Source organism: Streptomyces olivoverticillatus, assembly GCF_014203555.1.
Lineage (GTDB): Bacteria > Actinomycetota > Actinomycetes > Streptomycetales > Streptomycetaceae > Streptomyces > Streptomyces olivoverticillatus.
In genome coordinates, this window is the sequence record NZ_JACHJH010000001.1 from 1 (window position 1) to 13,204 (window position 13,204).

9 protein-coding genes are annotated in these 13,204 nt (G+C 73.6%); all 9 read right to left on the minus strand.

What is annotated here, in order from left to right; translation table 11 throughout:
• A partial coding sequence (locus tag FHS39_RS00005) for a flavodoxin-dependent (E)-4-hydroxy-3-methylbut-2-enyl-diphosphate synthase (RefSeq protein ID WP_184345685.1) occupies nt 1-209 on the minus strand: 209 nt, incomplete at its 3' end.
• 268 nt (nt 210-477) lie between these two features.
• Complete coding sequence (locus FHS39_RS00010) at nt 478-1,779, minus strand: M50 family metallopeptidase (RefSeq protein ID WP_184345686.1); 1,302 nt, start codon at nt 1,777-1,779, stop codon at nt 478-480.
• Nucleotides 1,776-3,050, minus strand: a complete 1,275-nt coding sequence (gene dxr / locus FHS39_RS00015) for a 1-deoxy-D-xylulose-5-phosphate reductoisomerase (RefSeq protein WP_184345687.1) — start codon at nt 3,048-3,050, stop codon at nt 1,776-1,778. The genes FHS39_RS00010 and dxr overlap by 4 nt, the downstream gene beginning before the upstream one ends.
• 72 nt (nt 3,051-3,122) lie before the next feature.
• On the minus strand, nt 3,123-5,057 hold the full coding sequence (locus FHS39_RS00020) for an acyl-CoA dehydrogenase family protein (protein WP_184345688.1): 1,935 nt from the start codon (nt 5,055-5,057) through the stop codon (nt 3,123-3,125).
• A 129-nt stretch (nt 5,058-5,186) separates the two neighbouring features.
• Nucleotides 5,187-5,912, minus strand: coding sequence for a response regulator (locus FHS39_RS00025; RefSeq protein ID WP_184345689.1), 726 nt, complete (start codon nt 5,910-5,912; stop codon nt 5,187-5,189).
• On the minus strand, nt 5,902-7,137 hold the full coding sequence (locus FHS39_RS00030; protein WP_246469733.1) for a sensor histidine kinase: 1,236 nt from the start codon (nt 7,135-7,137) through the stop codon (nt 5,902-5,904). The genes FHS39_RS00025 and FHS39_RS00030 overlap by 11 nt, the downstream gene beginning before the upstream one ends.
• 280 nt (nt 7,138-7,417) lie before the next feature.
• The gene (locus FHS39_RS00035; RefSeq protein ID WP_184345691.1) at nt 7,418-8,863 is read right to left on the minus strand and encodes an aldehyde dehydrogenase family protein; all 1,446 of its coding nucleotides are present in this window, start codon (nt 8,861-8,863) and stop codon (nt 7,418-7,420) included.
• A gap of 176 nt (nt 8,864-9,039) precedes the next feature.
• Complete coding sequence (locus tag FHS39_RS00040) at nt 9,040-10,650, minus strand: PucR family transcriptional regulator (protein WP_184345692.1); 1,611 nt, start codon at nt 10,648-10,650, stop codon at nt 9,040-9,042.
• Between the two features lie 127 nt (nt 10,651-10,777).
• Complete coding sequence (locus FHS39_RS00045) at nt 10,778-13,156, minus strand: ATP/GTP-binding protein (RefSeq protein WP_184345693.1); 2,379 nt, start codon at nt 13,154-13,156, stop codon at nt 10,778-10,780.
• Between the last annotated feature and the right edge of the window lie 48 nt (nt 13,157-13,204).

Here is a 13,204-nt window from a genome sequence, read left to right on the forward strand (position 1 = left end):
ACCCGGACGATCTGGCAGCCGGAGGCCGTCAGCTCGGCGATCTGCTGCAGCGTCGCACCGATGTCCGACGTGCGGGTCGTCGTCATCGACTGGACGGAGACGGGGGCGTCGCCGCCGACGGCCACGGATCCGACCTGGATCTTGCGGCTGACCCTGCGGTCGGCGAGCTTGGTCGGAACGGAAGGCATTCCAAGCGAAATCGCTGTCATCTGGCGAGCAACCCCAAGGTATGAATCATGGTCCCGAGATCGGCGGGCTCCGGCATCCGAGGTTACGGCACCGGATCCCTTCCGAGCACATTGCCGGTCCCCGCTGGGGAGGGGCGCGCTCGCGGCGGGTTGCGCCCCGGTCCCGCCCTTTCACCGTTTCCGAGCGGGGCTACGCCCCCTCGCACCCCCGGAAGCGGGGTCCCGAAGGGGCAGCAGCCCCTTCGGGAACGGCGAAAGGGCGGGGTGGGGGCACCCCCGAAGCCACCGGCTACGTCAGCCGTACCGGGTTCACGACGTCGGCGATGAGCACCAGCAGCGTGAAGCAGACGAAGATGCCCGCCACCACGTACGCCACCGGCATCAGCTTCGCCACGTCGAAGGGGCCCGGGTCGGGGCGCCGGAAGACCTTGGCGACGTGCCGCCGCACGGACTCCCACAGCGCCCCGGCGATGTGCCCGCCGTCCAGCGGCAGCAGCGGCAGCATGTTGAACAGGAACAGCGAGAGGTTGAAGCCGGCGACCAGGAAGAGCATGGTCGCGACCTGCTGGGACGGCGGGATGTCGAGGTTGAAGACCTCGCCGCCGACCCGGGCCGCGCCGACGACGCCCATGGGCGAGTCGGCCTTGCGCTCGCCGCCGTCGAAGGCGGCGTTCCACAGGTCGGGGATCTTGCCGGGCAGGGCCACCAGGGACTCGACGCCGGACTGGACCATATCGCCCATACGGTTGACGGACTGCCCGAAGGACTGCTGGACGACACCGGTGGCAGGCGTGAAGCCCAGGAAGCCGGCGGTGACGTACTGGCCCTGGAGGGGGGCCCCCTTGCCGTCGTACTTCTGGACCTGGTTGGAGATCAGGTCGGCGGTGAGGGTCTTCCGCTCACCGTCCCGGATCACGGTGATCGTGGCGGGGCCGGTGGTCTTGCGGATGTCCTTCTGGAGCGTGGACCAGTCAGTGGTCCTGTGGCCGTCGAAGGCCACGATCCTGTCCTTGGGCTGCAGGCCCGCGGCCTTGGCCGGGGAGTCCTTGGCGCCCTTGGGGCACTTGTCGGTCTTGGCGCTGGCCGAGACCACACAGTCGGAGACGGTGGAAACCGTGGTGGTCTGGGTGTTGACGCCGAAGGACATCATCACGCCGAGGAAGATCACGACGGCGAGCACCAGGTTCATGAAGGGGCCCGCGAACATCACGATCACGCGCTTCCACGGCTTGCGCGTGTAGAACATCCGCGTCTCGTCGCCGGGCTGGAGCTCCTCGTAGGCGGCCGAGCGGGCGTCCTCGATCATGCCGCGCCAGGGCGAGGTGGAGCGGGCGCTTATCCGGCCGTCCTCGCCGGGCGGGAACATCCCGATCATGCGGATGTAGCCACCGAGCGGGATGGCCTTGATGCCGTACTCCGTCTCGCCCTTCTTGCGCGAGAAGACCGTCGGGCCGAAGCCGACCATGTACTGCGGCACGCGGATGCCGAAGATCTTGGCGGTCGAGAGGTGGCCCAGCTCGTGCCAGGCGATGGAGAAGAGCAGACCCACCACGAAGACGACTATCCCGAGGATGGTCATCAGTGTCGTCATGCGCGGGCCTCCGAGGTCGCTTGCGCCGTACGGGCGGCCGTGCGGGCCGCCAGTTCACGGGCCCGGGCACGGGCCCAGGTCTCCGCTTGCAGGACGTCCGAGAGGGTCAGCCGGGTTCCCGCTGCGGGGGTCCCGTGCTCTGCCACCACCTCGGCGACGGTGTCCACAATCCCATTGAACGGCAGGTGTCCGCTCAAGAACGCATCGACGCACTCCTCATTGGCGGCGTTGAACACCGCGGGCGCGGTGCCGCCGAGGGAGCCGACGTGCCGGGCCAGGCCCACCGAGGGGAAGGCGTCGTCGTCGAGCGGGAAGAATTCCCAGGTGGAGGCCTTGGACCAGTCGAAGGCGGGGGCGGCGTCCGGCACCCGGTCGGGCCAGCCCAGGCCGATGGCGATGGGGCCGCGCATATCCGGCGGGGTGGCCTGGGCCAGCGTGGAACCGTCGGTGAACTCCACCATCGAGTGGACGTACGACTGCGGATGGACCACGACCTCGATGCGCTCGAAGGGGATGTCGTAGAGCAGGTGCGCCTCGATGACCTCCAGCCCCTTGTTCACCAGGGTGGCGGAGTTGATCGTGATCACCGGGCCCATGGACCAGGTGGGGTGCGCCAGGGCGTCCTGCGGCGTGACGGACGCCAGCTCGGCCTTCGTACGGCCGCGGAAGGGGCCGCCGGAGGCGGTGACCACGAGCTTGCGGACCTCGGAGCGGGCGCCGCCGAGGAGGGCCTGGAAGAGCGCCGCGTGCTCGGAGTCCACCGGGATGATCTGGCCGGGCTTGGCGATCGCCTTCACCAGCGGCCCGCCGACGATCAGCGACTCCTTGTTGGCCAGGGCCAGCGTGCGGCCCGCCTCCAGGGCGGCCAGCGTCGGGGCGAGGCCGATGGAGCCGGTGATGCCGTTGAGGACCGTGTGGCACTCGCTGCGGGCCAGCTCGGTGGCCGCCTCGGGGCCCGCGAGGATCTCGGGCAGCGGCTCGCTCCCGTACTGCTCCGCCAGCGCCTCGCGCAGCGCGGGCGCCTTGTCGGCCTGCGCCACCGCGACCGTGCGCACGCGCAGCCGGTGCGCCTGCTCGGCCAGGAGCGCCACCCGGCCGCCCGCGGCGGACAGGCCCGTCACGGTGAAGCGGTCGGGGTTGCGCAGGACCAGGTCGATGGCCTGGGTGCCGATCGAACCGGTCGAGCCGAGGATCACGATCTCGCGCGGTCCGCCACCGGCGTGGATGCCGGCGGAGTAGCGCAGGTGCGGGTCAGCGAGGGAGTCCGTCATTCCACCATTGTGGCGGCATCGCCGGTGCGGCCCGACAGGGGCGTCCCGGTGATGCCGCCATGGGGGCCACCCTCAGCGGATCGGCCGGTGGACGTTCTCGGCCTTGGAGGGGCCGGGGGTGGCGTCGGCGATCCAGGGGCCGTCACCGCTGGGGTCGACGATGCCGCTCTCCAGCCACTCGTAGGAGCCGGACATCACGCCGGAGACGACCTTGCGGTCGACGTCGTCGGTGTTGGTCCACAGCCGGTGGAACAGCTCCTCCACCCGGATGCGGGACTGGCGGCAGAAGGCGTCGGCGAGCTCGTAGGCCTGCGGGCCGTGGCCGCCCTCGGTGCGCAGCCTCTCGGCCCGTACGCAGGCGGCGCTCATCGCGAACAGCTCGGCGCCGATGTCGACGATGCGGCCCAGGAAGCCCTGCTTGGTCTCCATCCGGCCCTGCCAGCGGGACATGGCGTAGAAGGTCGACCGGGCGAGCTTGCGCGAGGAGCGCTCGACGTAGCGCAGATGGGTGGAGAGATCGCGGTGGCCGGCGGGGTGGAACTCGGCGTAGGTGCGCGGCAGCTGTCCGGGGCCGGTCACCAGCTTGGGCAGCCAGCGGGCGTAGAAGCCGCCCGCGCGGGCGCCGGCGCGGGCCTTGTCGCCCAGGGACTTCTCGGGGTCGATCAGGTCGCCCGCCACCGACAGGTGGGCGTCGACGGCCTCGCGGGCGATCAGCAGGTGCATGATCTCGGTGGAGCCCTCGAAGATGCGGTTGATGCGGGAGTCGCGCAGCATCTGCTCGGCGGGCACGGCGCGCTCGCCGCGGGCGGCGAGGGAGGCGGCGGTCTCGTAGCCGCGGCCGCCGCGGATCTGGACCAGCTCGTCGGTCATCAGCCAGGCCATCTCACTGGCGTAGAGCTTGGCGAGGGCCGCTTCGATGCGGATGTCGTTGCGGTCCTCGTCGGCCATCTGACTGGAGAGGTCGAGGATGGCCTCCAGCGCGAAGGTGGTGGCCGCGATGAAGGAGATCTTCGAGCCGACGGCCTCGTGCTTGGCGATGGGCTTGCCCCACTGCTCGCGGGCGGTGGACCACTCGCGGGCGATCTTCAGCGCCCACTTGCCGCCGGCGACGCACATCGCGGGGATGGACAGCCGGCCGGTGTTGAGCGTCGTCAGCGCGATCTTCAGGCCGGAGCCCTCGGGGCCGATGCGGTTCGCCGCGGGGACGCGGACCTGGTGGAAGCGGGTGACGCCGTTCTCGATGCCGCGCAGGCCCATGAAGGCGTTGCGGCGCTCGACGGTGACGCCCTCGGCGGCGGCCTCGACGACGAAGGCGGTGATGCCGCCCTTGTGCCCCTCGCTCCTGGGCACCCGGGCCATGACGACGAGCAGGTCGGCGACGACGCCGTTGGTGGTCCACAGCTTGACGCCGTCGAGGACGTAGTCGTCGCCGTCGGGCACGGCGGTGGTCGCCAGGCGGGCCGGGTCGGAGCCGACATCCGGCTCGGTGAGCAGGAAGGCGGAGATGTCGGTGCGCGCACAGCGCGGCAGGAAGGTCTCCTTCTGCTCCTGGGTGCCGAAGAGCTTGAGCGGCTGCGGGACGCCGATGGACTGGTGCGCTGAGAGCAGGGCGCCGACGACAGGGCTGACGGAGCCGACGAGGGAGAGCGCCTTGTTGTAGTAGAGCTGGGTGAGACCGAGCCCGCCGTACTTGGTGTCGATCTTCATGCCGAAGGCGCCGAGCTCCTTGAGCCCGTCGACCGTCTCGTCCGGGATCTTGGCCTCGCGCTCGATGCGGGCGCTGTCGATGCGGGTCTCGCAGAAGTCGCGGAGCTTGGCCAGGAACTGCTCGCCGCGCCGGACGTCCTCGGGGTCGGCGTCCGGGTAGGGGTGGATCAGGTCGAGGCGGAACCGGCCGAGGAAGAGTTCCTTGGCGAAGCTGGGCTTCTTCCAGTCCGTCTCCCGGGCCGCTTCGGCGACCTGGCGCGCTTCGCGCTCGGAGACCGGTCGTACGGATGGTGCGGTCATCGGGCACCTCACCGCTTCGAGTCGGGGCGGTTTGCCGGTCGACTACCGACCGGTGCTACTCGTCCGTATGTACCTACCCGATCCTCTACCTCTCTACCAGACCCCGTGCAAGGTTCCGGCCCGCGGACCTCAGCGGCCCGCGCCGGGGGTGACCAGTCCGCTCTCGTAGGCGACGACGACCGCCTGCGCGCGGCTGCACAGGCCCAGCTTGGTCATGGCCCGGTTGAGGTGCGTCTTGACGGTGGCCTCGCTGATGACGAGCTCGGCGGCGATCTCCACGTTGGACAGGCCGCGGCCGGTCAGCCGGAGCACCTCCAGCTCGCGGCCGGTCAGGGCGTCCAGGGCCGCCGGGGCCGGCTGTTCCGGGCCGGGGGCCGCCTCGGGCCGGCGGCTGAACGCCTCGACGAGCCGGCGGGTGACGGTGGGCGCGAAGAGGGTGTCGCCGCCCGCGACGGCCGCGATGGCGGCCAGCAGCCGCTGCGGTCCGGCGTCCTTGAGCAGGAAGCCCGCGGCACCGGCGCGCAGTGCGGCGTAGACGTACTCGTCGAGGTCGAAGGTGGTCAGGACCAGGACGCGGGGGGCGGGGTCGGCGGCGTGCTCCAGGATGCGCTCGGTGGCGGCGATGCCGCTGAGGCCGGGCATCCGGATGTCCATGAGGATCACGTCGGGCCGGTGTTCGGCGGCCAGCGCGATGGCCTCGGCCCCGTCGGCCGCCTCGCCGACGACGGTCATCCCCGGGGCGGCGCGCAGCAGGGCGGCCACCCCGGCGCGGATGAGGATCTGGTCGTCCACGACGAGGACGCGTATGACGGCTTCGCCGTGCGCGGCAGCCCCGGCCTGTCTGTCATCGGCCATCCCGGTCATTTCCGGTCGTCCCTCTCCCGTGCCCCGGCTGGAGGGGAAGGGTGAGCCGGACCTCGAACCCGCCCTCGTCGCGCGGGCCGGCGGCCAGGGTTCCCCCGTAGATCCTGGCGCGCTCGCGCATGCCGATCAACCCGTGTCCGGCGGACGGTTCGCGGTTGGCCGGAACCGTATCCCGCCCGTCGTCCGTGACCCGCACGAACAGCTGGTGTGGCCGGAACTCGACGCGGACGGCGGCGCAGGCGGGGCGGGCGTGCTTGATGACGTTGGTGAGCGCCTCCTGCACGACGCGGTACGCGCAGAGGTCCGGCCCCGGCGGCAGCGGCCGCCGCTCCCCCACGATCTCCAGCTCCACCCGGACGCCCGCGGCCCGGACGCGCTCGGCGGTCTCCTCCAGCCGGTCCAGGCCGGGCGTGGGCTGGTACGGGCCGTCGCCCGGGCTCTCGCCGACGCCCTCGGGACCCACCCGCAGCACGGCCAGCAGCCGGCGCAGCTCCTCCAGGGCCTCGCCGCTGGCGGCCGAGACGGCGCCCAGCGCGGCGCGGGCGGTGCGGGCGTCGGAGGCGAACACGTAGTGGGCGAGGCCGGCCTGCACGGAGATCACGGACATGTGGTGGGCGACGACGTCGTGCAGCTCGCGGGCGATGCGTACGCGCTCCTCGGCGACCGCCCGGCGGGCGCCCAGCGCCTGCTCGCGCCGCAGCTGGCCGCTGACGGCGGTCAACTGGGTGTTGCGCAGGGACAGTTGCCGGGCGGCGTTGCCGAACCACCACAGGGCGAGGGGGGCGACGACGGCCTCGGCGATCACCGCCGCCCTGTCGATGTAGGGGTTCGACAGCCCGGCGGCGATCCACAGGCCGCTGGTGGCCGCCGTGCACAGGGCGGCGGCGCGGGGCGGGCGGGAGGCGGCGACCGTGTAGGCGGCGAGCATGACCGCTCCCGCGTCGACGATGGGCCAGTAGCCCGTGACGATGAGGGCCAGCCACAACGCGCCGACCACGGCGAACACGGTGACGGGGGCTCTCCTGCGGGCCGCGACGGCCAGATTGGCGGCGGCGGTCAGCGCGCAGCTGCCCGCGTCCAGGGCCTGCCAGCCCTCGGGCGGCCGCTGGCGCCCCACCAGCAGCGCCACCACCAGGAATGCGACCGCCAGCGGCAGGTCCAAGACCGCACGCGGCCACCTCGCGACGTGCCGTTCCAGCGCCCGCACCGTCCGCATCGCCGCAGCGTAGCGGCGCGGCGAAGGGCCCGGCATCGGTCGGGCGGACGGGGTCGCGCCTACTGCGCTGGTTGTAGGCGGAAGAGCGGCTACCGCGTAAGTTGAGGCGGAATTCCACCCGTTACGGGACGACCGGGTGCGCCCCGGGCCCGTAGCGTCCTGTCTGCCGGCACGGACTGCGGACACGGGGGAACGCACGGGGGACGTGCCGGCGGCAACGGGGGAAGCAGTGCGCTCCGGGCCGCGGGGGCTCCGGAGCGCACTGCGGTGTGAACAGGTGTCAGAGGCCGAGGCCGGTGAGGACGAGCACCCGCTCGTAGGTGTAGTCGTCCATGGCGTAGCGCACGCCCTCGCGGCCCACGCCGGACTGCTTGGTGCCGCCGTAGGGCATCTGGTCGGCGCGGTAGGACGGCACGTCGCCGATGACCACGCCGCCGACCTCCAGCGCGCGGTGCGCGCGGAAGGCGGTCTGCACGTCGTGCGTGAAGACGCCGGCCTGGAGGCCGTACGGGGAGTCGTTGACGGCGGCGAAGGCGGCGTCCTCGTCGTCGGCCTTGGCGATGGTCAGCACCGGGCCGAAGACCTCCTCGCAGGCGATCGTCACATCGGCGGGGACGTCCGCGAGCACGGTCGGGGCGTAGGTGGCGCCCTCGCGCTTGCCGCCGGCGAGCAGGGTGGCGCCCGCGGCGACGGCCTCCTCGACCCAGGACTCCACGCGCTTGGCGGCGTCCTCGCTGACCAGCGGGCCGACGTCGGTGGCGGCGTCGGACGGGTCGCCCGTCACCTGCGCCTCGACGGCGGCGACGACCTTCGGCAGCAGCCGCTCGTAGAGCGAGGCGTCGGCGATGACGCGCTGCACGGAGATGCAGGACTGGCCGCCCTGGTAGTTGGAGAAGGTGGCGATGCGCTGCGCCGCCCAGTCCAGGTCCGCCTCGGAGGACCAGTCGGCCAGCACGACGGCCGCGCCGTTGCCGCCGAGCTCCAGGGTGACGTGCTTGCGCGGGGCGGAGTCGAGGATCGACCAGCCGACCGGGCCGGAGCCGGTGAAGGAGATGACCGGCAGCCGCTCGTCCTGGACGAGGGCGGGCATCCGGTCGTTCGGCACGGGCAGCACGCTCCACGAGCCCGCGGGCAGGTCCGTCTCGGCGAGGATCTCGCCCAGGACGAGGGAGGAGATCGGGGTGGCCGGGGCGGGCTTGAGGATGATCGGGGCGCCGACGGCGATGGCCGGGGCGACCTTGTGCGCGCTCAGGTTGAGCGGGAAGTTGAAGGGCGCGATGCCGAGGACGACGCCGCGGGGGAAGCGGCGGGTCAGCGCGAGGCGGCCGGTGCCGCCGGCGTCGGTGTCCAGGCGCTGGGCGTCGCCGGCGTTGAAGCGGCGCGCCTCTTCGGCGGCCCAGCGGAAGACGGAGACGGCACGGCCGACCTCGCCGCGGGCCCACTTGATGGGCTTGCCGTTCTCGGCGGAGATCAGCTGGGCGATCTCCTCGGTGCGCTCGGTCAGCCGCTTGGCGACGTGGTCGAGGGCCGCGGTGCGGACGTGCGCGGGGGTCGCCGCGAACTCGTCGCGCACGGCGTGCGCGGCGGCCACGGCCTCCTCGACCTGCGCCTCGGTGGGCACGCTCACGGTGCCGACGAGACGACCGTCCCAGGAGTTCGTGACCTCGAAGGTCTCCTCGCCGGTGGCCTCGCGGCCGGCCAGCCAGAACGCGTGGGGAGCAGTCACGGATTCCTCCGGGGGTGCAGACGTTGTTGGGCTCCCCCACGGTAGGTCTGCGACGCATCGGGGGCGCTTGTCCGCAATGGAGCATGCCGTGGCTTGTGCGCTCCGCAATGGCGCGATGGGGGCGGTGCGACGCCGGTTTGCGGCTCCCACGCAGGGGCGCCCGTGCCGAAGGCCGGTCAGCCCTCGTCGGGCGAGGTCGCCTTGAGCGCCAGCCACAGCTCCATGCGGACGTCCGGGTCGTCGAGGGAGCGTCCGAGGATCTCCTCCACCCGCCGCATGCGGTAGCGCAGCGTATGGCGGTGGACGCCGAGGTCGGCGGCGGCCGCGTCCCACTGGCCGTGGCGGGAGAGCCAGGCGCGCAGGGAGGCGACCAGGTCGCCGCGGCCCGTCGCGTCGTGGTCGTGCAGCGACCGCAGCATCCCCTCGGCGAAGGCGCGCACCGCGTCGTCCGCCAGCAGCGGCAGGACCGAGCCCGCCGCGACCTCCTCGTGTTCGACGAGCACGCGTCCCCGGCGGCGGGCCACCGACAGCGCCTGCTCCGCCTGTCGGAAGGCCGCCGCGGCTCCGGTCGGCCCGGCCGGAGCGGAGAGGCCGACGACCGCGTCCTGTCCGTCGGAGGGAGCGGTGGCACCCCGCTCGCGCTCACGAACGCGCGCCGCCCGGCGCGCCTCGGCCGCCCGCGCGTACTCCACCACCGCGCCGGCCGCCGCGCCCCCGTCCCGCGCGAGGACCGTGAGCCGTGTGCCCTCGGGGACCGTGAGCACCGGCTCACCGGCCCGCCCGGCGGCGGTCTCCACCTCCTCGACGAGCACCCCCAGGGCCTCGGCGCCCTCGATCTCCTCCGCCACCAGCACCCGGAACGGCGCGTCCAGCAGGCCTCCGTAGAGCTCGCCCGCCACGGCCCGCGCATGGTCCGGCTCGCCCGCCAGCAGCATCCGCAGCACGGCCGCACCCAGCCGCTGCTCGGCGTCCTGCAGGGCGCGCGAGCGCTCGGTGGTGAGGGTGAGCAGGGCGATCGCGGAGTGCACGGCGTAGCGCTCGGCCGTGCCCAGCGGGGCGCCCGTGCCGACGGCGAGGACGCCGCGGCTGCGGCGTCCGGTGCCCAGGGACTGGAGTTCGACGCGGTCGGCGCCCTCCTCCGCGGTGTCGGAGCCGACGACGGCGCTGGCGGGCGCGGGCCGCTCCCGCAGCCGGGCGACGTCCGCGCTCAGCCGGGCCGCGCGCCGCGCCGCCCACTCGGGTGCGGCGGCGACCACCGCGCCCGAGGCGTCGTACAGCGCGGCCCAGCCGTCGAGGTGGGCGGCGAGCCGGGCGAGGAGCGCCGTGGGCCCCTCGGGGGCGAGCGCGGCCTTCGTCAGCTCGCGCTGGGCCTCGAAGCCCGCGGTCACGGCCCGGTACTGGTCGGCCGCGATCGCCGCCGAGACGGCCTTGGTGATGGCGAGGAACGGCGTGCGGCGGGGCACTTCCAGCAGGGGCAGGCCCTCTTCTTCGGCCGCCCGTACCAGCGCCGCGGGCACCTGCTCGTAATTGACGCCGACGCCGAAGCCGAGGCCCGCCACTCCGGCGCGCACCAGCCGCCGGACGTAGTGCCGCATCGTCTGCCGGTCGTCGGCGTCGATCTTCATGGCGGTGATCAGCAGCAGCTCCCCGCCGTCCATCCACGGCACGGGGTCGGCCAGCTCGCTGACGTGCGCCCAGCGGACGGGGGTGTCCAGCCGGTCCCCGCCCGCGAGCACAGTGAGCTTGAGCGCAGAGTGCTGGACAAGCGAGGCGAGCGTGGGCGGCATGGGACCGGGGAACCTTTGGCGGGAGGGGATGTCCGAAACTTCGCCGTCCCGTATGAACGGCTCCCCTCAATTCTGCCAGGGCGGCAGGGTGCGCGGGTCCCTTCCTCAGCCTTCCTCCAGTCTTCCCTCAGCCTTTCTCAGCGTTGTCTCGGCTGCGCAGGTCCACCAGCAGCGGCGGCGCGTGCTCGCCGCCGACCGTCGTCAGCGCCACCACGGCGTGCCCGGCGGGCACCTGGCGCGCCAGCTCGGAGGCCGGCCACCGCTCGCGCTCCACCTTCCGGACGGTCACGGCGTCCGTGGTCACCGCCTTTCCGGTGACGAGCTTGCGCAGCGCGTGCACGGCCCGGGTCAGCGGCTGATTGGCGAAGACGGTGTGCTGGGCGACGTCCCTGGTCTCGACCCACTCCGTGCCCCACGCCTCCGCGAACCGCTTGCCGTCCCAGGTGGTGACCCCGCTGAAGGCCATGTGGCAGCCGACCGCGCCGAGCAGCGGGATGTGCAGGGGCCCGGCCACGTCGTCGAGGGTGCGCAGGCCGAGCACGACGCCCGCGTTGGCCGAGCGCAGGCGCCGGATGCCGCGCACGGTCTCGGTGGTGACGGTGGCGGTGGCGTCGTCGAGGACCAGGCAGGTGAAGAGCGAGCGGTCGGTGCGGGTGGCGGCGACCGTCGTGAACTGGGCCAGGACCAGCCGGGCAAGCACCCGGGAGGCCTCCCGGTGGCCGCGCTCCGGCAGGTCGATGCGGACGCGCATCGGGTGGTGCCGCAGGGAGCGCAGCGAGAAGGGCCGGGTCGCGCCGCCGACGTCGAAGAATCCGGCGAAGGCGGGCCGGTCCAGGAGCGCGACCCGGTCGGCGAGGGCCGGGCAGGGGTCGCCGGCCGAGCCCATCTGGCGCACACGGGCGGCGAGCTCGCGCCGCATGGCGTGGTGGCCGCCCGCCTCCAGCGCCTCGTCCAGCGCGGTGAGGACGGCGGGGGTGCCGTGCAGCAGCTCGAACAGGTCGGGCAGCGCGGGGAACCGGCCGTGGGCGGCGTGGTACGGACCGATCAGCTGGGCGAGGGCGGTGGCGGCACGGCGGCTGTCGACGGTCTCCAGATCGCCGACCAGGCCCTCGGCCAGGCAGGCGGCGGCCTCGTCGGGGTCGGTGGTCCCGCCGTAGAGGTCGAGGTCGTGGTCGGAGGCGGGGTCGCCGGGCTTGACCACCACGTCGTACGCCTCGTCTGGGCCGAGCGGTGTGCCGGCGGCACAGACGGCGATGACGCTGCACTGCCCGGCGAGCGCCTGGAGGGAGAGGCCCTCGGCCACGGGCCGGACCAGGCTGCGGGTCTTCCCCGAGCCCGGCGGGCCGACCGCCAGCAGCGAGGTGCCGAGGAGCGCGGGCTCCAGGGCGAGGCCGGTCTCCCGGCGGGCGTAGGGATTGCGGGGGTGGTCGACGCAGGTGCCGATGCGCACCTGGCCGGCCAGCAGGTCGTGGGTGGCGGTGCGCAGCGGCAGGTCGCGCTCGCCGGAGGGGTGGGCCCAGGCGGCCGCGCCCTCCCGCTCGACGGTCTCCTCGAAGGCGGCGAGCCGTGTGCGGTCGTGCTGCGCACAGGCCCAGGCGTGGCGGATGCGGACGCAGTCGACGTCGTTCATCCGGCCCGTGGGCAGCTCGGCGGCGAGCCGGTCGGCGGCCCGGGCCAGACCGGCCGCTCTGAGCTCCGGCCAGGTGGCGGGGGCCGGGCCCGCGGTGACGTCCGCCGGGGCGGGGGCACGGCGGCGGCGCGCGAGGGCCGCCCAGCCGCCCAGCCGGGCGAACGGCCACAGCAGGGCCGCGGCGATCAGGGCGTAGAGGAGATAGGCGACCAGCGCCGCCAGATAGTGATCGCCCCCGCCCTGCAGCCAGCTGCTGGGCACCAGGATGAAGACCGGGTCGACGACAGGCAGGGTGCCGTTCCAGGCGAGGAGCTGGGTCAGGGCCGCGAGCAGGGCGGCGGCCACGGCTCTGAAGGGCTGTTCGCGGCTGCCGACGAAGCGCTCCAGGACCTCGGGCCAGTTGCCCAGGCGCCCGAAGACGTAGACGAGCAGGACGGCGAGCACGCCGCGGTAGACGACGGTGGCCTCGATCGCGGACGGCGTCGCCGGTCCGCCCAGCGCGCCCGCGTACCACCACTCGGTGGGGGTCACCAGCTTCATCGGCACCCGCCAGTACGGGATGTAGCCGTTCCACAGGAGGGTCCACGCCAGGACGCCGGAGAGCAGCGAGATCAGTGCCCCGGAGAGCAGCGCGCGGTCGGGGACGCGGTCCGGCTCCCGGCGCGGACGGGGCACATGGCGGAAGCTCCAGACGCCGGGGGCGGCCGGGCGCCGGGGGGCGTCCAGCCAGTCGGCGAGCGCGGGGCGGGCGGCCGGGGCGTGCGCGGGGCGGGGTGGGGCCATGGGCGGCACGGGGGGCATGGGGGGCGGTGCGGCCGGGCGCGGCACCGGGTTGGCACGGATGCCGCGTGCGTCGTACGTGCCTTCGGTGTCCATCGACCCCTTGCCCCCTGACCTGCCAGGTCCGTTCCGCGCCTGCAAACG

Coding starts and splice junctions, on each gene's coding strand:
- FHS39_RS00010 (WP_184345686.1), bottom strand. CDS start 1,779: ATGACGACACTGATGACCATCCTCGGGATAGTCGTCTTCGTGGTGGGT.
- dxr (WP_184345687.1), bottom strand. CDS start 3,050: ATGACGGACTCCCTCGCTGACCCGCACCTGCGCTACTCCGCCGGCATC.
- FHS39_RS00020 (WP_184345688.1), bottom strand. CDS start 5,057: ATGACCGCACCATCCGTACGACCGGTCTCCGAGCGCGAAGCGCGCCAG.
- FHS39_RS00025 (WP_184345689.1), bottom strand. CDS start 5,912: ATGGCCGATGACAGACAGGCCGGGGCTGCCGCGCACGGCGAAGCCGTC.
- FHS39_RS00030 (WP_246469733.1), bottom strand. CDS start 7,137: ATGCGGACGGTGCGGGCGCTGGAACGGCACGTCGCGAGGTGGCCGCGT.
- FHS39_RS00040 (WP_184345692.1), bottom strand. CDS start 10,650: ATGCCGCCCACGCTCGCCTCGCTTGTCCAGCACTCTGCGCTCAAGCTC.
- FHS39_RS00045 (WP_184345693.1), bottom strand. CDS start 13,156: ATGGACACCGAAGGCACGTACGACGCACGCGGCATCCGTGCCAACCCG.